Annotated in this window: 17 protein-coding genes; 4 read left to right on the top strand and 13 right to left on the bottom strand. The window is 62.8% G+C overall.

Features of this window, described 5'->3' with window-relative positions; genetic code table 11:
* The first annotated feature begins 217 nt into the window (after window positions 1-217).
* Complete coding sequence (locus tag SFA35_RS20985) at window positions 218-1,210, top strand: alpha/beta hydrolase (protein WP_320572429.1); 993 nt, start codon at window positions 218-220, stop codon at window positions 1,208-1,210.
* Window positions 1,211-2,031: 821 nt separating this feature from the next.
* Here SFA35_RS20985 and SFA35_RS20980 read toward each other — a convergent pair.
* From SFA35_RS20980 to SFA35_RS20935, 10 genes are all read right to left on the bottom strand, one after another.
* On the bottom strand, window positions 2,032-3,306 hold the full coding sequence (locus SFA35_RS20980; RefSeq protein ID WP_320579162.1) for a sigma-54 dependent transcriptional regulator: 1,275 nt from the start codon (window positions 3,304-3,306) through the stop codon (window positions 2,032-2,034).
* A gap of 47 nt (window positions 3,307-3,353) precedes the next feature.
* The gene (locus tag SFA35_RS20975) at window positions 3,354-5,255 is read right to left on the bottom strand and encodes a sensor histidine kinase (protein WP_320572428.1); all 1,902 of its coding nucleotides are present in this window, start codon (window positions 5,253-5,255) and stop codon (window positions 3,354-3,356) included.
* A 58-nt stretch (window positions 5,256-5,313) separates the two neighbouring features.
* The gene (locus SFA35_RS20970; protein WP_320572427.1) at window positions 5,314-6,048 is read right to left on the bottom strand and encodes an amino acid ABC transporter ATP-binding protein; all 735 of its coding nucleotides are present in this window, start codon (window positions 6,046-6,048) and stop codon (window positions 5,314-5,316) included.
* Window positions 6,045-6,713: an ABC transporter permease subunit gene (locus SFA35_RS20965; protein ID WP_320579160.1), complete on the bottom strand. Its 669-nt coding sequence runs from the start codon at window positions 6,711-6,713 to the stop codon at window positions 6,045-6,047. The genes SFA35_RS20970 and SFA35_RS20965 overlap by 4 nt, the downstream gene beginning before the upstream one ends.
* Entirely contained in the window at window positions 6,710-7,456 is a 747-nt protein-coding gene (locus SFA35_RS20960; protein WP_320572426.1) for an amino acid ABC transporter permease, read from the bottom strand. Before SFA35_RS20960 ends, SFA35_RS20965 begins: the two co-directional genes overlap by 4 nt.
* Window positions 7,457-7,535: 79 nt before the next feature.
* Window positions 7,536-8,468 carry a glutamate/aspartate ABC transporter substrate-binding protein gene (locus SFA35_RS20955; protein ID WP_320572425.1) on the bottom strand — a complete coding sequence of 311 codons (933 nt, stop codon included), beginning with the start codon at window positions 8,466-8,468 and terminating at the stop codon, window positions 7,536-7,538.
* A 313-nt stretch (window positions 8,469-8,781) separates the two neighbouring features.
* Window positions 8,782-10,320, bottom strand: a complete 1,539-nt coding sequence (glpD, locus tag SFA35_RS20950; RefSeq protein ID WP_320572424.1) for a glycerol-3-phosphate dehydrogenase — start codon at window positions 10,318-10,320, stop codon at window positions 8,782-8,784.
* Window positions 10,321-10,601: 281 nt separating this feature from the next.
* Window positions 10,602-11,357 (bottom strand): DeoR family transcriptional regulator, encoded by a 756-nt coding sequence (locus SFA35_RS20945; protein ID WP_320572423.1) that lies wholly within the window; start codon window positions 11,355-11,357, stop codon window positions 10,602-10,604.
* Window positions 11,358-11,478: 121 nt separating this feature from the next.
* Entirely contained in the window at window positions 11,479-12,984 is a 1,506-nt protein-coding gene (gene glpK / locus SFA35_RS20940) for a glycerol kinase GlpK (RefSeq protein WP_320572422.1), read from the bottom strand.
* A 63-nt stretch (window positions 12,985-13,047) separates the two neighbouring features.
* Entirely contained in the window at window positions 13,048-13,935 is an 888-nt protein-coding gene (locus SFA35_RS20935) for an MIP/aquaporin family protein (RefSeq protein WP_320572421.1), read from the bottom strand.
* A 312-nt stretch (window positions 13,936-14,247) separates the two neighbouring features.
* Here SFA35_RS20935 and ybaK point away from each other — a divergent pair, with 312 nt between their 5' ends.
* The gene (gene ybaK / locus SFA35_RS20930; RefSeq protein WP_320572420.1) at window positions 14,248-14,718 is read left to right on the top strand and encodes a Cys-tRNA(Pro) deacylase; all 471 of its coding nucleotides are present in this window, start codon (window positions 14,248-14,250) and stop codon (window positions 14,716-14,718) included.
* Between the two features lie 18 nt (window positions 14,719-14,736).
* Here the strand turns inward: ybaK and argF are convergent, their stop codons facing one another.
* Window positions 14,737-15,657, bottom strand: coding sequence for an ornithine carbamoyltransferase (argF, locus tag SFA35_RS20925; RefSeq protein ID WP_320572419.1), 921 nt, complete (start codon window positions 15,655-15,657; stop codon window positions 14,737-14,739).
* A gap of 413 nt (window positions 15,658-16,070) precedes the next feature.
* Here argF and SFA35_RS20920 point away from each other — a divergent pair, with 413 nt between their 5' ends.
* Complete coding sequence (locus SFA35_RS20920) at window positions 16,071-16,364, top strand: hypothetical protein (RefSeq protein WP_320572418.1); 294 nt, start codon at window positions 16,071-16,073, stop codon at window positions 16,362-16,364.
* A 111-nt stretch (window positions 16,365-16,475) separates the two neighbouring features.
* Entirely contained in the window at window positions 16,476-16,817 is a 342-nt protein-coding gene (grxD, locus tag SFA35_RS20915; RefSeq protein WP_320572417.1) for a Grx4 family monothiol glutaredoxin, read from the top strand.
* A gap of 271 nt (window positions 16,818-17,088) precedes the next feature.
* Here grxD and bfr read toward each other — a convergent pair whose 3' ends face one another.
* Both bfr and SFA35_RS20905 read right to left on the bottom strand, forming a co-directional pair.
* Complete coding sequence (bfr, locus tag SFA35_RS20910) at window positions 17,089-17,565, bottom strand: bacterioferritin (RefSeq protein ID WP_320572416.1); 477 nt, start codon at window positions 17,563-17,565, stop codon at window positions 17,089-17,091.
* Between the two features lie 220 nt (window positions 17,566-17,785).
* Window positions 17,786-18,019, bottom strand: a complete 234-nt coding sequence (locus SFA35_RS20905) for a bacterioferritin-associated ferredoxin (protein ID WP_320572415.1) — start codon at window positions 18,017-18,019, stop codon at window positions 17,786-17,788.
* Between the last annotated feature and the right edge of the window lie 32 nt (window positions 18,020-18,051).

Raw genomic sequence — 18,051 nt, 5'->3', positions numbered from 1 at the left:
CCCAGAACCTGAGCCAATGGCGAAGGTGAAAATACTTTGAGTGGTTCAAGATCTTGGTGAGTCTGCCTCATGTTGTATCGTCTGTCGACGACCGCCGGGCCCGGGTCACAGGAACGTTGGGCGGCGATCATCAAACTGTCATGCAATTGTGGCAGCGCGTTGACGCCCAAGTGAGCAGACTCGCGCCTCGATTGGGGGAGCGGTGTTGGTGTATTGCATGCGTGGGTTTATTTTTCTGGTCGCGTTCTGCGCGGCCCTGGGGTGCTCCGCAGCCGAGCGCTGTGCGGTTGACGGGCCGGTCGAGCATGTGCAGTTAACGCATGTCGACATGGCTTACCAAAGCATCGGCAACCCGACCGACCCAACGTTGCTGCTAGTGATGGGCTTGGGCGGCCAATTGATCAACTGGCCGGACGAGGTGCTGCAGGCGCTGTGCAACGATGGGTTTCGGGTGATCCGCTTCGACAATCGCGATGCCGGCCTGACCACGTGGCGGCAAACGCCCGACGACGCCAACCTGGCATTCGAGGTGCTGCGCTACAAGCTCGGTCTGGAGGTCAACTCAACCTATAGCTTGAGCGACATGGCTGACGATTCTCTGCAGCTGATGGACGCCCTGCACATTCGCCATTTCCATTTACTGGGCGCGAGCATGGGCGGGATGATCGCCCAGCACATTGCCGACCTCGCGCCGCAGCGAGTCGAGAGCCTGACCTTGATCATGTCCAGTTCCGGAGCGCCGGGTTTGCCGATGCCGACCCCGGCCTTGCTGCAATTGCTGGCGCGGCGTGGTGCCCCCGATCGCGCCACGGCACTGCAGCAACAGGCCGACCTGTTGACTGCCCTGGGCAGCCCGGTGGTCAAGGATGATCGCCAACTGTTGCTGGAGCAGGCGGCGCAGGCCTATGACCGCGCCTGGAAACCGGAGGGCGGCAAGCGGCAGATCCTTGCCATCCTCGCCGAGCCCAGTCGGGTGCCATTGCTCGATCGCCTGCGCGTGCCGACCCTGGTGGTGCACGGCACGGCGGATCCGTTACTGCCGGTGATGCACGGGGTGCACCTGGCCGCGCATATCCGCGGCAGCGAGCTGCGCCTGATCCCGGGGTTGGCGCATCGCTTTCAAGAGGCATTCAAGGCGCCGCTGCTGGCGGCAGTGCTGCCCTACCTGCAAGCCCATCGCCTGGACCAGGCGCCGGTGGCCGGGCTCTGATGCGCAATGAAGCTTGCCAGCTTCGCCGGCTCCTACGCCCAATTGGGTTGGACGCGGGGGCAGATGTAGGAGCCGGCGAAGCTGGCGAGGAGGACGGCGCATTTTCACTTGTCGCGCCACAGATCACCCCGGCCTGACGGCCTCTTGGGGCTTTGTGCCCAGGATGGTGGTCGCCAGCTTCGCCGGCTCCTACGCCCAATTGGGTTGGACGCGGGGGGCAGATGTAGGAGCCGGCGAAGCTGGCGAGGAGGACGGCGCATTTTCACTTGTCGCGCCACAGATCACCCCGGCCTGACGGCCTCTTGGGGCTTTGTGCCCAGGATGGTGGTCGCCAGCTTCGCCGGCTCCTACGCCCAATTGGGTTGGACGCGGGGGCAGATGTAGGAGCCGGCGAAGCTGGCGAGGAGGACGGCGCATTTTCACTTGTCGCGCCACAGATCACCCCGGCCTGACGGCTCTTGGGGCTTTGTGCCCAGGATGGTGGTCGCCAGCTTCGCCGGCTCCTACGCCCAATGGGGTTGGACGCGGAGGCAGATGTAGGAGCCGGCGAAGCTGGCGAGGAGGGCGGCGCATTTTCACTTGTCGCGCCACAGATTACCCCGGCCTGACGGCCTCTTGGGGCTTTGTGCCCAGGATGGTGGTCGCCAGCTTCGCCGGCTCCTACGCCCAATGGGGTTGGACGCGGGGGCAGATGTAGGAGCCGGCGAAGCTGGCGAGGAGGACGGCGCATATTCCTTGCCATGCCCCAGATCAAACCGGGCGGGCTGTCGAAGACCTGCCTGCCTTGCTCCATGCTCTCAAGCCATGCGGGCCAGCCGCTTTCACCCCAACCCATACTTCTTCACCTTGTCGAACAAGGTGGTCTTGGCCATGCCCAGCTCCAGGCTGGCCTGGCTGAGGTTGCCGCCGCTGCGCGCCAAGGCGTCGCTCAGCAGGCTACGTTCGAAGGCTTCCACCGCTTCGGCGAAACCCAGGCCAGGCGTGGCTGCGGCGCCGCTCTGCTTGAACGCCGGCAGTCCCAGCGCATGGCGCTCGGCGACGTTGCGCAGTTCGCGCACGTTGCCTGGCCAGTCATGGCTCATCAGCCGTGACAGGGTCAACGCGTCCAGCGCTGGCACCTCACGGTCGAAACGCAGGGCCGCCATTTGCAGGAAGTGCTCGAACAGCTGGCGGATGTCCTCGCGGCGCTCGCGCAGCGGTGGCAGTTCCAGGGTCACGACGTTGAGGCGGTAGTACAGATCACTGCGAAACTGGCCGCTGCCGCTGGCCTGTTGCAGGTCGGCCTTGGTCGCGGCGATCACCCGGCAATCCACCGTCACGCTGTGGTTGGAACCCAGGCGTTCCAGGGTGCGCTCCTGCAGCACGCGCAACAGCTTGATCTGCAGCGCCAGGGGCATGCTCTCCACTTCATCGAGGAACAAGGTGCCGCCGTCGGCGTGCTCGATCTTGCCGATGCGCCGCTTGCCGGCGCCGGTGAAGGCGTTGGCCTCATGGCCAAAGATCTCGCTCTCGAACAGGCTCTCCGGCAGGCCACCGCAGTTGAGCGCCACGAACGGCTGCGGCTGACGCCGGCTGAAGTCGTGCAGGCAGCGCGCAACCAGCTCCTTGCCGGTGCCGGTCTCGCCTTCGATCAGCACATTGGCAGAAGTGTCGGCGACGTTGGCGATCAGCTCGCGCAGCTGTTGCATGGCCGGCGAGCGGCCGATCAGGCGGCTTTCCAGCGACTGCCTGCCCGCCAGCTGGCGGCGCAGGTCGCTGACCTCGCGGGCCAGCGCGCGCTGCTCGAGGGCGCGACGGACCACCTCCACCAGACGCTCGGGGGCGAAGGGTTTTTCCATGAAGTCGTAGGCACCGTTGCGCATGGCCCCCACCGCCATGGAGATGTCGCCATGCCCGGTGATCAGCACCACCGGCAGCGCCGGGTCGCTGGCCTTGAGCTGGGTCAGCAGCTGCAAGCCATCCATGCCCGGCAGGCGAATGTCGCTGACGACGATGCCGGCGAAGTCGTTGCCCACGCGCAGCAGGGCCTGCTCGGCGCTGGCCACGCCTTCGCTGGCAATGTCTTCCAGCGCCAGCGCCTGCTGGCAGCCGAGCAATACATGGGGGTCGTCCTCGACGATCAGCACGGTCAGGGCATCGGTAGTCATGGGGCCTCGCTAGGTGCTGGGGAATGAAAGGGTGGCAGGCTGAGGATGAACAGGGCGCCGCCCGGCTCGGGATGCTCCACCGTCAGCCGGCCGCCGGCCGCTGCGGCCAGGCTGGCCGACAGCGTCAGGCCCAGGCCAAGCCCCTGCTGCCCGGGCTTGGTGGTGAAGAAAGGTTCGAACAGCTGCAGACGCGCCTGTTCGTCGATGCCGTGGCCGTTGTCACGCACGCGCACCTGGCTGCCGCTGGCCGACTGCTGCGCCTCGATGGCGATCATGGGCCGGGCGACGCCGAGGGTGGCATCCAGGGCGTTGCCGAGCAGATTGATGAGAATCTGCTCCAGACGGGTCTGGTCGATCGGCAGGCGCAACGAGGCCGTGGGCGTTCGCAGTTCGATCAATGGTGTCAGGCGTGGCCCGAGTACCTGCAGGGTCGCGTCCACCGCCTGGGTCAGCGAAGCTTCGCCGCGATCCTCGCCGCGGCGGGCAAAGGAGCGCAGGCTGGCGGTAATGCGGCCCATGCGGTCGATCAGCTCGTTCATGGTCGACAGGTTGGCGCTGGCGGTGTCCAGCGCGCCGCGCTCGATGAAGCGTACGGCGTTGCCAGACAAAGTGCGAAGGGCCGCCAACGGCTGGTTCAATTCGTGGGCGACGCTGGTGGACATCTGCCCGATGGCGGCCAGCTTGCCGGCCTGCACCAGCTCGTCCTGGGCCCGGCGCAGGGTCTGTTCGGCCTGGCGCCGTTCGCGAATCTCGCCACGCAGGCGTTCGTTGCTGGCGCGCAGGTCGGCGGTGCGTTCGCCGATGCGCCGTTCCAATTGGCTGTTGGCCAGTTCCAGCGCTTCGCGTGCGGCCAGGCGGGTGGCAAGGACCTTGCGCCGCTCATTCCAGGCGATGAGCACGATGGCCAGCAGGGCGAAGGCCACCGCCACCAGCACACCTTGAATCAGCGACTCGCGCCAGAGGTCCACCAGGGGTGTGAGCAGGGTGAAATGCCAGGGGCTGTCGAGCAGGGCGCGGCTTTGCAGCAGGTAGCTGACTTCGGGCAGGCCGCCCGCCGCTTCGCGGTGGCCGGCGAAGCTGATCTTCTCGACGCCGTCGCTTACCGTTTCGCGGGACAGCGGCTGCAACTCGTCGAGCGGCCACCAGTAATACTGCAGGCTGCGGGCCAGGCGTTCCTTGGTTTCGGGGCTCAGCGGAGCGAGCGACTTGAGGCGCCGTGCCGGGTCGCTGGAGAGGATGATGATGCCATTCTCGTCGCTGACAAAGGCCTCCAGCCGGGCTTTCTGCCAGCGCTCCTCGATGGCTTCCAGGCGTACCTTGATCACCGCCACGCCGATGATGCGGCCATGTTCCTCGAGGCCATGGGCCAGGTAATAGCCGGCTTCGCCGGTGGTGCTGCCGATGCCGTAGAAGCGTCCGGGCAGGCCGCGCACGGCGTCCTGGAAGTAGGCGCGAAACGCCAGGTCCTCGCCGATGAAGCTGTCCTTGTCGCGCCAGTTGCTGCTGGCTTGCACTCGGCCGCTGGTGTCGAGCACGTAGATGGCGCGGCTGTGGCTGCGCCGGTTGAGACCTTCCAGGTAGTCGTTGACCGCCTGGCGATGCTCGCCGTCGGGGTCGCCCAGCAATGCCGCTACCGAGTCCTCGAGCTCCAGCAGGCTGGGCAGGTAGGTGAACTTGTTGATTTCGCTTTCCACGGCGCGGGCGTGCAGTTCCAGCTGGCGCTCGCCGGTTTCTGCCAGGGCGCGCATGCCGTTGTGCTGGCTGATGACGAAGCCGGCGTAGCCCAGGCCGAGCATGGCCAGTAGCACCAGCGGCAACAGGAAGAAGTGACGGATCAGGCGGGGTTTCACGTACAGGGCCGGCGACGGGGCGCGTTGGCGAGCGGAAGCGCATTTCATCACAGACGCCTATGTCGAGCCAGCGCACTGCGCCCAACGGGCACAGTGCGCCGGGCCCTCAATGTTGCAGGATTTTCGCCAGGAACTGCTGGGCCCGTTCCGAGCGGGCGGTGACGTCGCCAAAGAACTGTTCTTTCGGGCAGTCTTCGACGATCTGGCCCTTGTCCATGAAGATCACTCGGTTGGCCACCTTGCGCGCAAAACCCATCTCGTGGGTCACGCACATCATGGTCATGCCCTCGTGAGCCAGTTGCACCATGACGTCGAGCACTTCGTTGACCATCTCCGGGTCCAGCGCCGAGGTCGGCTCGTCGAACAGCATCACCACCGGGTCCATGGCCAGGGCCCGGGCAATGGCCACGCGCTGCTGCTGGCCGCCGGACAGTTGCCCCGGGTGCTTGTGGGCGTGGGCGGCGAGGCCGACCCGGTCGAGCAGTTTCAAGCCCTTCTCGGTGGCCTCGGCCTTGCTGCGGCCGAGCACCTTGATCTGCGCGATGGTCAGGTTTTCGGTGATGCTCAGGTGCGGGAACAGCTCGAAGTGCTGGAACACCATGCCGACCCGCGAGCGCAGTTGCGGCAGGTTGGTCTTCGGGTCGGCGATGGACGTGCCGTCGACCACAATGTCACCCTTCTGGAAGGGCTCCAGGGCATTCACGCATTTGATCAAGGTGGATTTGCCAGAGCCCGACGGCCCGCACACCACCACCACTTCTCCTTTCTGGACCTCGGTGCTGCAGTCGGTCAGCACCTGGAAGTCGCCATACCACTTGTCGATGTTCTTGATGGAAATCATACGGCAAACCTTTTTTGCAGGAGCTTGACCAGCCGCGTGGCGGAAAAGCTGATAACGAAATAGACGAGGCCGGCGAATACGAGGAATTCGTTGGCCTGGCCGATGATATCGCCGTTGGCCCGCGCCGAATTGAGGAAGTCGACCAGGCCGACGGTGTACACCAGCGAGGTGTCCTGGAACAGGATGATGCTTTGCTGCAACAGCAGCGGGGTCATCTTGCGAAACGCCTGGGGCAGGATGATCAGGCGCATGGCCTGCGGGTAGGTCATGCCCAGGGCCTGGGCGGCGCCCATCTGGCCACGGGCGATGGACTGCACGCCGGCCCGCACGATCTCGCAGAAATACGCCGCCTCGAACATCACGAAGGCCACCAGGCAGGAAGCGAACGCGCCGATCGGGGTGTCCTGGCCGGTGATCCAGCGCAGCACGAACGGCACCGCCAGGTAGAACCAGGTGATTACCAGCAGCAGCGGGATGGAGCGAAAGTAATTGACGTAGGCCCCCGCCAGCCGGGCCAGCCACTTGTTCGATGACAAGCGCATCAGCGCCAGCAAGGTGCCCAGCACCAGGCCGCCGAGTACCCCCAGCACCATCAGTTGCAGGGTCATGAGCATGCCGTTCCACAAGGCAGGCAGCGCAGGAACGATTCCACTGAAGTCCATTATTTACCCCCCGCGCTGATCAATCCGGGCACCGCGACTTTCTTCTCGATCAGGCGCATCAGCAGCATCAGGCTCATGTTGAGGGTGAAATAGATGAGCGTGGCCAGGGTGAAGGCCTCGAACAGGTTGGCAGAGAACTCGGCGGTCTGTTTGGTCTGCGCCAGCAGCTCCATCAGGCCGATCAGCGAGGCCACCGAGGAGTTCTTGAAGACGTTGAGAAACTCCGAGGTCAGTGGCGGGATGATGATGCGGTAGGCCTGCGGCAACAGCACGTTCCAGTAGATCTGGCGCATGCCGAAGCCCATTGCCCGGGCGGCCGATTCCTGGCCACGGGGCAGCGCTTGGATGCCGGTACGCACCTGCTCGCAGACCCGGGCGGCGGTAAACAGGCCCAAGCACACCACGACGCTGAGAAACGCCGAGGTGGTCGGGTTGAGGTCCTGCTTGTACCAGTCCTGTGCGGCCTCGGGCAGGAGGTCAGGCACCAGGAAGTACCAGATGAACAGCTGCACCAGCAGCGGCACATTGCGGAAGATTTCCACATACACGCTGGCGATGCCCGATAGCCAGCGGTTGGGCAGGGTGCGCATCACCCCCAGCACCGAACCCAGTGCCAGGGCGATCAGCCAGGCGATCACGGCGATGGCGATGGTCCAGCCCAGGCCGCTGAGGTACCAGTCCAGGTAGATCTCGTTGCCGACGCCGGTGGGCTTGAGGAAGACGCTCCAGTCCCAGTTGTAATTCATCGTGGGGTCGCTCGATTAATGATTTTCAGACAGGGGAAGTCGCTCGACCGCCCTGGCGGTCGAGTGATGCAGGCGTTTATCAGGACTTCTTGTCCGGCGCGGGCAGATCGCTAGGGTTGGCGATCAGTGCCTTGAGCTCGTCGCTCATGGGGAATTGCAGGTTCAGGCCCTTGGGGGGGATGGGTTGCTGGAACCACTTGTTGTAGATGTTGTTGATCTGTCCGGAAGCGAAGGTCGCCTTGATGGCGTCGTCGACCGCCTTCTTGAACGGCGCGTCGCCCTTGCGCACCATGCAGCCGTAGATTTCATAAGACTGCGGTGTGCCGGTGACGGCCCAGTCGCCAGGCTTTTTCGCTTTGGCCATTTCCCCGGCAAGCAAGGCGTCATCCATCATGAAGGCCACGGCGCGGCCGCTTTCGAGCATCTGGAACGACTCGCCATGGTCCTTGGCGGAGATCACGTTCATGCCCATCTGCTTGTCGGCGTTCATCGACTTGAGCAGGCGCTCGGAGGTGGTGCCGGCGGTGGTCACCACGTTCCTGCCCTTGAGGTCGTCGAAGTCCTTGTAGGGCGAATCCTTCTTGGCCAGCAGCCGGGTGCCGATCTCGAAGATGCCGACCGAGAAGTCGACCTGCTGCTGGCGCTCGGTGTTATTGGTGGTGGAGCCGCATTCGACGTCGACGGTGCCGTTCTGTACCAGGGGGATGCGGGTCTGCGAGGTGACCAGGTTGTACTTGACCTTGAGGTCCGGCAGGTCGAGGTCCTTTTTCAGGGCTTCGACGATTTGCAGCTGGATGTCGTGGGAGTAGCCTGCCGGCACACCGGAGGCATCGGCCATGTAGGAAAACGGAATGGAGGCGTCGCGGTGGCCGAGGGTGATGGTCCCGGAATCCTTAATCTTCTTCAGGGTGCCGGTCAGTTCATCGGCCAGCGCCGGGGTGCCGAGCAGGGCGGCAGTAACGGCCAGGGCCAGCAGGGGGGCAGCTTTTTTTCGCAGGGGAGCGATGCGCATCAAGATAACCTCGTCATTGTTTTTTTTATCGAGCACTGGGGCTTCACCGGGCCGGTTGTCGACGACGGGGTGATGCTCATTGGCTGGATCTGACAGAGCATGACCCGTGCCAAGGCGGCTGGATGCAGGGAATGCTCCTATTTTGCTGGTCGGCGGGCATTCATGCTGGCGTTTGGTGGGGGTTGGGTGTACGGCTTTCCGACCCTGAGGTGAAGTAACGTTCGGAATTCCGAATGCCGAGGCGGGTTGCACAAAAAAGCCCCCGGCCGCTTGCGCGGACGGGGGCAAATGTCAGTTGCTCGGACGTGTCAAATCAGGCGGCTTCGGTCTTGCTGCGCTTGGCCTCGGTGGTCTGCAGGTACTGCTCCAGGCGCTGCTGCTGGGCCTCGGTGGTGAACAAGCCGAGCTTGGTGCGGCGCCAGAGGATGTCGGCGGCGGTGTGCGCCCATTCTTCCTGACACAGGTAGTCGACCTCACGGGTGTACAGGCCCGCGCCGATCAGCTCGCCGAGGTCCTCGATGCCCCGCGCGCCTTCCAGCAGGCGCCAGGCGCGGCTGCCGTAGGTGACGGCCCAGCGCTGGGCGACTTCAACGGGCAGCCAGTTGCAGCGGCTGTGCAGTTTTTCGCCGAGGGCTTGCGGTGTGCTCATATCTTCGCCGCCGGGCAAAGTGGCCTTGGCCGTCCAGCTGTCCTTCATGTTCGGGAAGAACGGCGCCAGCTGCGCCATGGCCGATTCCGCCAGCTTGCGGTAGGTGGTCAGCTTGCCGCCGAACACCGAGAGTATCGGCGCCTCCTGCTTGCCGCCCGAGAGCGACAAGGTGTAGTCGCGGGTGATCGCCGAGGGGTTGTCCGACTCGTCGTTGCACAGCGGACGCACGCCGGAATAGGTGCGCACGACGTCTTCCCGGCCCAGTTGTTTCTTGAAGTGAGCGTTGACCACCTTGAGGATATAGTCGTTCTCGCCGTCGGTGATGGTTACCTTGGACGGGTCACCGGTGTACTCGCGGTCGGTGGTGCCAAGAATGGTGAAGCGGCCCATGTAGGGAATGGTGAAGACGATGCGCTGATCTTCGTTTTGCAGAATGTGCGCCTCTGGACCGTCGTACAGCTTGGGTACGATCAGGTGGCTGCCCTGGATCAGGCGGATACCGTAAGGCGAGTCCAGTTTGAGGTCGTCACGTATGAACTTGGCCACCCAGGGACCGGCGGCGTTGACCAACGCCCTGGCCTGGATGGAGAACAGCGTGCCGTCGGCGCGCTCCAGCTGCACCTCCCACACGCCCTTGGCTCGGCGGGCATTCACACAGCGGGTCTGGGTGTGGATATGAGCGCCGTGTTCCCGCGCGGCCATGGCGTTGAGCACCACCAGGCGAGCATCGTCGACCCAGCAGTCGGAATATTCGAAGCCGCGGGTGATTTCGCTTTTCAGTGGGCTGTTCGGGCCGAACTTGAGGCTGCGCGAACCGGGCAGCTTCTCTCGCTTGCCCAGGTGGTCGTACAGAAACAGGCCTGCGCGGATCATCCACGCCGGGCGCAGGTGCGGGCGGTGTGGAAGGATGAAGCGCATCGGCTTGACGATGTGCGGCGCCTTGGCCAGCAGCACCTCACGTTCGGCCAGCGCTTCGCGCACCAGGCGAAACTCTTTGTGTTCAAGGTAACGCAGGCCGCCGTGGATCAGCTTGCTGCTGGCCGATGAGGTATGGCTGGCCAGGTCGTCCTTTTCGCAAAGGAACACCGAGAGGCCGCGACCACTCGCATCAGCAGCAATACCCACGCCGTTGATCCCACCGCCAATTACGGCAACGTCATAGACCTCGGCGAGTGGGGGGGTGGAACCGTTGGCATGGGCCATGGAGGCCTCCTGATCTTATAGTCGATTACGAACATGTATGTTCATTTGCGAAAATAATAGCGCATGAAAGCGCGCACGACCAGTCATGACCGATTGAAAAAATGCATCGGTTGAGGGGATATGAAAATAAATGAACATGGGTGTGAACGGGGGGATCAAATCGGCTCCTATCAAGGGGCGTCGATCACCCCAGGCCGCGCAGGAGCGGCGAAGCTGGCAAGGGAGCGGCAGGTTCGGCCACAGGCTGGCACGCAGCTCCCATTGCCGTCAGGCCGTGGCGCTCACACCACTTCCAGTCGGATCTTGTTCTGCACCAGCAATTGCGCCAGGCCGGATACCGGTGCCTGATCGGTCACCAGGCAGTCGATCAGGGTGATGGGCCCCAGCCGCACCATGGCGTTGCGGCCGAACTTGCTCGAGTCCGCCGCCAGGATGACCTGCCGCGCGTTGGCGATGATCGCCTGGGAAACGCGCACTTCCTGATAGTCGAAATCCAGCAGGCTGCCGTCGTCGTCGATGCCGCTGATGCCGACGAGGGCGAAGTCGACCTTGAACTGGGTGATGAAGTCGATGCTGCCCTGGCCCACCACGCCACCGTCGCGGCGCACGTTGCCACCCGCCAGCAAGACTTCGAAATCGTCCTTGCCGCTGAGGATCGACGCGACGTGCAGGTTGTTGGTGATGATTTTCAGGTGGTTGTGGTTGAGCAGGGCGCGGGCGATCGATTCGGTAGTGGTGCCGATATTGATGAACAGCGACGCGTGATCGGGAATCTGCCGGGCCACGGCTTCGGCGATACGCTGCTTCTCGTCGCGCATCTGGTCGGCGCGCATCGCGTAGGCGGTGTTCTCGATACTCGAGTCATAGGCGGCACCCCCGTGATAACGGCGCAGCAGGTTGGCTTCGGCGAGCTGATTGATGTCGCGGCGGATGGTTTGCGGGGTAACGACGAACAGGGTAGCCATTTCCTCGATGCTGACGTAGCCGCGTTCGCGGACCAGTTCGAGGATCTGCTGCTGACGGGGAGGCAGATTCATTGGGGTTCCTTCAGGCTGCCATGAGCAAATGCACCCATCATGCCGGTGAAGGATATTTGTCGCAATGAGGCCGGCAGAGTTACCTGCCGGCCCCGGGGTGACTCAGCAATCGATCATGGGATCAGTCATGCTGTTCGTGCGGTTCCCAGTCACGGGTGCGTTCCACGGCTTTCTTCCAGCCGGCATAGAGCTTTTCCTTGCCGGCCTCATCAAGTTGCGGTTCGAATTCGCGCTCGATCACCGCCTTGCCGCGCAGGTCGTCCAGGCTCTTCCAGAAGCCGCAGGCCAGGCCTGCCAGATAGGCAGCACCCAGGGCTGTGGTTTCGCGCATTTTCGGACGCTCCACCTGGGTGCCGAGGATGTCGGCCTGGAACTGCATGAGGAAGTTGTTGGCCACCGCACCGCCGTCCACGCGCAGCGAGCTCAGGCGCTCGCCGGAGTCCTGCTGCATGGCGTCGAGCACGTCGCGGGTCTGGTAGGCGATCGATTCCAGAGCGGCGCGGATGATGTGGTCGACCTTGACGCCACGGGTCAGGCCGAACAGTGCGCCACGGGCATAGGGGTCCCAATAGGGCGCACCCAGGCCGGTGAAGGCCGGCACCAGGTAGACGCCGTTGCTGTCCTTGACCTTGCTGGCGAAGTACTCGGTGTCATAGGCATCGTTGACCAGCTTGAGCTCGTCACGCAACCACTGCACGGTGGAGCCGCCGTTGAACACCGCGCCTTCCAGGGCGTAGGCCACTTCGCCGCGTGGGCCGCAGGCGATGGTGGTGAGCATGCCGTGCTTGGACGCCACAGCCTTGTCACCGGTGTTCATCAGCAGGAAGCAGCCGGTGCCGTAGGTGTTCTTGGCCTGCCCTGGTTCCACGCACATCTGGCCGAACAGCGCCGCCTGCTGGTCGCCGGCGATACCGCCAATGGCAATGCCGCTCTTGGTGTGGCCGTAGATTTCCGACGACGATTTGACCTCTGGCAGCATCTCGCGCGGGATGTCCAGGGTCTCCAGCATCTTGGCATCCCACTCCAGCGAGTGGATGTTGAACAGCATGGTGCGCGAGGCGTTGGTGTAGTCGGTGACATGCACCTTGCCGCCGGTGAATTTCCAGATCAGCCAGCTATCGACGGTGCCGAACAGCAGCTCGCCGCGGCGTGCGCGCTCGCGGCTGCCTTCGACGTTGTCTAGGATCCACTTGAGCTTGGTGCCCGAGAAGTACGGGTCGATCACCAGCCCGGTGGTTTCCTTGATGTAGGGTTCCATGCCGTCGCGCTTGAGCTGCTGGCAGATCTCGGTGCTGCGCCGGCACTGCCAGACGATGGCGTTGTAAATCGGCCGGCCGCTTTCCTTGTCCCAGACCACAGTGGTTTCACGCTGGTTGGTGATACCGATGGCGGCCACCTCGGCGTGGCTCAGGCCGGCCTGGGCCAGGGCTTCGACCATGGTCGCGCTCTGGGTCGCGAAGATTTCCATCGGGTCGTGTTCGACCCAGCCCGGTTGCGGGTAGTGTTGCACGAATTCGCGCTGGGACACGCAGACGACATTGGCGTCGCGGTCGAAGATGATCGCGCGGGAGCTGGTAGTGCCCTGGTCGAGGGCGATGATGTAGTTCTTGTTCTGACTATCGGTCATGACGGGGACCTTGCTCGAATGAAATGAGATGGCTCAACGGGGCCGTACGGGTGAGTCCCAGGCTCAAGCCTGGGCTTTTCCCCGGGGGGCTTCGGTTTGTTCGGAAACATTCTTCTCGACGGTCTTTTCCGGCAGCACGGCAACCACGGCCACCATCGGGGCTGGCAGGTGACGGGCGATCAGGCCGCGGTACAGGGCAGCGCCCAGGCAGGCACCCAGGATCGGCGCGACGATCGGCACGATGAAGTAGGGGATGTCACGGCCACCGGTAAAGGCGACATCACCCCAGCCGGCGAGGAACGTCATCACCTTGGGCCCGAAATCGCGAGCCGGGTTCATGGCGAAGCCGGTGAGGGGGCCCATCGAGGCACCGATGACGGCCACCAGCAGGCCGATCAGCAAGGGTGCCAGCGGGCCGCGTGGCAGGCCGTTGTTGTCATCGGTGAGGGCCATGATGGTGCCCATCAGCACGGCAGTGATCACCAGTTCGACGAGGAAGGCCTGGCCGGTGGAGAGGATGGCGTTCGGGTAGGTGGAGAACACGCCAGCCAGGGCCAGGCTTTCGGTCGACCCACGCACCATGTGATGCACTTGTTCGTAATCGAAAAACAGGCTGCTGTAGAGGGTGTAGACCAGGGCGGCGCCGCAGAAGGCTCCGGCCATTTGCGCGATGATGTAGAAGGGCAGCTTGCGCTTGTCGAAGTCGCCGAAGATGCTCAGCGCGATGCTGACGGCGGGGCTGAGGTGGGCGCCGGACACGCCGGCCGTGAGGTAGATCGCCATGCTGACGGCGAGGCCCCAGATGATGCTGATCTCCCACTGGCCGAATGCTGCACCGCCGACCTTGAGCGCGGCGACACATCCGGTACCAAAAAACAGAAACAAGGCAGTGCCGAAAAACTCCGATATGCATTGCCCGAACAGCGTCGGTTGTTGCAGTTGCTGTGTCATAGGTGTCTTCCCGTTTGTTCTTGTTTTTAAGACGCGCTGAACGCGTTCTGTTATGTCGAGCAGGGAGTGCGAGCCCTGTTCGTTTACCACTGCTGCTGATTTACCAAAAATCTGGGATATTCGCAAACGAAAAAATATACTCAAGAAACGATGATGTCAAAGGTCGAAAGTGAACGGAAGACCATAATCTGACCATTGGCTGTGAATTCGTCCGCAAATCAGCGATCGGCGCCGGCAGGAAGACGCAACGACGCCGATTGTCCTACACTGCGCGGCAACGATTTGTCGCAAATGATGCGTCTGGAGTACTGGATGACCCCCGCCCTGGATCTGTTGAAAAAAGTTCACGCCGAACATCGAGTGCACAGTTACGAACATGACCCGAAAGCCGCCTCCTACGGGCTGGAGGCAGCCGAGAAGCTCGGCTTGCAGCCGGGGCAGGTGTTCAAGACCCTGCTGGCGACCAGCGAGAAGGCCGAGTTGCTGGTGGCGGTGGTGCCGGTGGCCGGCACCCTGGATCTCAAGGCTCTGGCCCATGCGGCCGGCGTGAAGAAATGCGAGATGGCCGACCCAGCGGCGGCCCAGCGGGCAACTGGTTATCTATTGGGCGGCATCAGCCCGCTGGGGCAGAAGAAACGCCTGCGCACCTTCATCGATCACTCGGCGGTCGGGCAGGGCAGTATTTTCGTCAGCGCCGGGCGGCGCGGGCTGGAGGTGGAGCTGGCGCCCGGGGTGCTCGCCGAGCATACCCGGGCGACCTTTGCCGATATCGGCCGCAGCTGAGCGCTGTGGCGCCAGGCTTCAGGCCGGCTGGTAGGCCGGCGCGACGAGAAACTCCAGCAACGCCTTCTGCGCGTGCAGGCGGTTCTCTGCCTGATCCCAGGCGACTGCACGCGGATCGTCAAGCACGTCCAGGCTGATCTCCTCGCCGCGGTGGGCTGGCAGGCAGTGCATGAAGAGTACCTCGGGCGCGGCCAGGTCGAGCAGGTCGCGGGTCACCTGATAGGGCGCGAACAAGGCCAGGCGCCGTGCGGTTTCTTCTTCCTGGCCCATGGAGGTCCATACGTCGGTGCTCACCAGGTGGGCACCGGCAACTGCGGCCCGCGGGTCGCGGACGATGCTTGTACGCTCCCCGGCCAGTGCCAGGAACGCCGGGTTCGGTTCGAAACCCTCGGGGCAGGCGATGCGCAGGTTGAAGTCGAACTGCACGGCCGCTTCCAGATAGCTGTTGCACATGTTGTTGCCGTCACCGATCCACGCCACTGTCTTGCCCTTGATCGAGCCGCGGTGCTCGAGGAAGGTCTGCATGTCGGCCAGCAGCTGGCAGGGGTGCAGGTCATCGGACAGACCGTTGATCACCGGCACCCGCGAATGCGCGGCAAACTCGGTGAGGTTGCTGTGGGCATAGGTGCGGATCATCACCGCGTCGAGCATGCGCGACATGACTCGCGCACAGTCGGCGATCGACTCGCCGCGCCCCAGTTGTGTATCACGCGGCGACAGGAAGATGGCCTGGCCACCGAGTTGGATCATGCCGGCCTCGAACGACAAGCGGGTGCGGGTCGAGGACTTTTCGAAAATCATGCCGAGCACGCGGGCCTTGAGCGGCTCGAAGAGCACGCCTCGATCGCGCAAGGCCTTGAGCTCCACGGCTCGGCGGAGCAAGCTCGAAAGCTGTTCCGGCGAGTAATCCATCAGGGAGAGAAAGTGCCTTGCGTTCATCATTAACTACCTTTTGCAACAGACCGCAGAGACTCAACAATGACCGCTCCTGACGAATCGACAAGAATAGGAGTGAGACCTGCGGCGGAAGCCGCACGGGGCGACGAAATTTAGGGAAGGCGCCATCCTATAATTAAATGTCGCCTGATACCAATAGGTGACGAAGGATTAGTGCTTTTGGCCTAGGCTCAGGTGTAACCGGGCATTACCGCCACTAAGCGGCGTCACGTCATAAAATTTTCTACCGTCGATCATGATTTGTGCCCCGAGATCGAACGTCATCGCAGCGACCTCGTCTAAAATTCACTGGGCCGGGCTTTTGACGCCAAATATCGGCTGGCTCGACCGATTGCCTATCATCCTGCGAATGGCTGGGTTATATATGTATCCTGTGCGAAACAGGGAGTTACAGAATGGAATCTAAAGAACAGTGCCTCATGGAACTGCTTGGCGCTACGGCACGGACCCTGACGCACCTCACCGCGTCGGTGACCTCGATGTCGTTCGAGTTGCTGCGTAGCGAGGACGAAGTCACCCGAGCGGCGGGTCGACGCATGATCGATCGGATGGCCACCATCAGCAGCGGGCTCGATGAGCACTGGCGGTTGATCGGCGAGCTGACGGGCGAGCATTTTGCCCAGGAGGAGATCGAGACCGTGCTGGAAATCCAGCTGCAGGCGCCCGGACAGGGTGCCCCGCAGCAGTGACCCGCCCGCAGTTTCGCCCGGAGAGGTTGAGCAACGCGCTCGGGTTTCCGTTACAATAGGTCACCGTGCCGACAAACTTCATACCAGTCGGATAGTTCAGCCGAGGTGCCCATGGATATCATCGAAACGATTAAAGAGCAGATCGCCAACAATACCGTTCTGCTTTACATGAAAGGCTCGCCCAACGCCCCTCAGTGCGGCTTCTCCGCCAAGGCCGCGCAGTCCCTGATGGCCTGCGGTGAGAAGTTCGCCTACGTGGACATTCTGCAGAACCCGGAAATCCGCGCCAACCTGCCCAAGTACGCCAACTGGCCGACCTTCCCGCAGCTGTGGGTCGGTGGCGAGTTGATTGGCGGCAGCGACATCATCACCGAGCTGTTCACCAGCGGTGAGCTGCAGACCACCGTCAAGGATGCCGTAGCCAAGGCAGCCAGCGAGAAAGCTAACGCCTGATGGGTTGCTCTGCGGCATAGCAAAGCCGCCAGCTGAGGTCATCAGCTGGCGGCTTTTTTATTTCCGGGTGCAGTGCCGTAGGGGGTTGCGCTTGTGAGCGCGCATCCAGGCCTCGAGACCAGGGCCGGCGATACCGTCGGATATCCACCTGGCCACCGAGGTGACGCGCTCGCCAGCTGCGCCGGCTCCTACAACGACCCGGTTGGTGCGCAGCGCGGCGTCGCAGGCGGGGCGGGACCTCTCACATGCATTTCCCTGTTGCAGGACTGACTCAGTCCTCGTCGCCCATCTGCGACTGCAGGTAGTTCTCGATGCCGACCTTGTCGATCAGGCCCAGCTGGGTTTCCAGCCAGTCGATGTGTTCTTCTTCGGATTCAAGGATATCTTCCAGCAGCTCGCGGCTGCCGAAGTCGCCGACGGTTTCGCAGTGGGCAATGGCAGCCTTGAGGTCGATCAGGCCTTTTTGTTCGATCTTCAGGTCGCACTCCAGCATTTCGCGGGTGTGCTCGCCGATCAGGATCTTGCCCAGCTCCTGGAGGTTGGGCAGGCCCTCCAGAAACAGGATGCGCTTGATCAGCTTGTCGGCATGCTTCATCTCGTCGATGGACTCGTGATACTCGTGCTTGCCCAGCTTGTTCAGGCCCCAGTCTTCGTACATCCGGGCATGCAGGAAGTACTGGTTGATAGCAATCAACTCGTTACCGAGGATCCTGTTGAGATGCTGGATGACGCTGATGTCGCCTTTCATGATGGCTGCCTGCCTCGATGCAATGAATACAAGGTACGGAATGTACGAATAAGCCGGAGTTTGGCGCTCCCAACTTCGTCTGTCAAACCTAAGTTATTGAATAATATATGAAAATTAATCGGAATAAGAATGACTGAGTTCCGCGTTGCGGTGCTAACTTGTTGTTTTTCGGGCATAAAAAAACCGGACACGAGGTCCGGTTGTTCATATTCGGTCAATATTATGCGGTGGTGGTGTCTGCGCTGAACGCCATGGCCGGATAGCCCAGTGATGCCTGGGTGGTCTGCAATTCGGTGAGCGTGTCACGTACGACCTGCTTGGCCAGGCAAGCACATTTGCCGCACTGGGAAGCTACATTAAGGGTTTCCCGGACGTCTTTGTAACTGCAGCAGCCTTCGTAAATCGCATCGCGGATTTGACCGTCGGTGACACCTTGGCAGAGGCAGACATACATTGGAAAGACCGTCGCGGTGAGGACTTGATGCG

Origin of the sequence: Pseudomonas sp. HR96, assembly GCF_034059295.1 — a bacterium.
In the GTDB taxonomy this organism is placed as follows: Bacteria; Pseudomonadota; Gammaproteobacteria; order Pseudomonadales; family Pseudomonadaceae; genus Aquipseudomonas.
This window is presented reverse-complemented; position numbering and strand designations above follow the sequence as displayed.

Coding starts and splice junctions, on each gene's coding strand:
- SFA35_RS20985 (WP_320572429.1), top strand. CDS start 218: ATGCGTGGGTTTATTTTTCTGGTCGCGTTCTGCGCGGCCCTGGGGTGC.
- SFA35_RS20975 (WP_320572428.1), bottom strand. CDS start 5,255: ATGAAATGCGCTTCCGCTCGCCAACGCGCCCCGTCGCCGGCCCTGTAC.
- SFA35_RS20970 (WP_320572427.1), bottom strand. CDS start 6,048: ATGATTTCCATCAAGAACATCGACAAGTGGTATGGCGACTTCCAGGTG.
- SFA35_RS20960 (WP_320572426.1), bottom strand. CDS start 7,456: ATGAATTACAACTGGGACTGGAGCGTCTTCCTCAAGCCCACCGGCGTC.
- SFA35_RS20955 (WP_320572425.1), bottom strand. CDS start 8,468: ATGCGCATCGCTCCCCTGCGAAAAAAAGCTGCCCCCCTGCTGGCCCTG.
- glpD (WP_320572424.1), bottom strand. CDS start 10,320: ATGGCCCATGCCAACGGTTCCACCCCCCCACTCGCCGAGGTCTATGAC.
- SFA35_RS20945 (WP_320572423.1), bottom strand. CDS start 11,357: ATGAATCTGCCTCCCCGTCAGCAGCAGATCCTCGAACTGGTCCGCGAA.
- glpK (WP_320572422.1), bottom strand. CDS start 12,984: ATGACCGATAGTCAGAACAAGAACTACATCATCGCCCTCGACCAGGGC.
- SFA35_RS20935 (WP_320572421.1), bottom strand. CDS start 13,935: ATGACACAGCAACTGCAACAACCGACGCTGTTCGGGCAATGCATATCG.
- ybaK (WP_320572420.1), top strand. CDS start 14,248: ATGACCCCCGCCCTGGATCTGTTGAAAAAAGTTCACGCCGAACATCGA.
- argF (WP_320572419.1), bottom strand. CDS start 15,657: ATGAACGCAAGGCACTTTCTCTCCCTGATGGATTACTCGCCGGAACAG.
- SFA35_RS20920 (WP_320572418.1), top strand. CDS start 16,071: ATGGAATCTAAAGAACAGTGCCTCATGGAACTGCTTGGCGCTACGGCA.
- grxD (WP_320572417.1), top strand. CDS start 16,476: ATGGATATCATCGAAACGATTAAAGAGCAGATCGCCAACAATACCGTT.
- bfr (WP_320572416.1), bottom strand. CDS start 17,565: ATGAAAGGCGACATCAGCGTCATCCAGCATCTCAACAGGATCCTCGGT.
- SFA35_RS20905 (WP_320572415.1), bottom strand. CDS start 18,019: ATGTATGTCTGCCTCTGCCAAGGTGTCACCGACGGTCAAATCCGCGAT.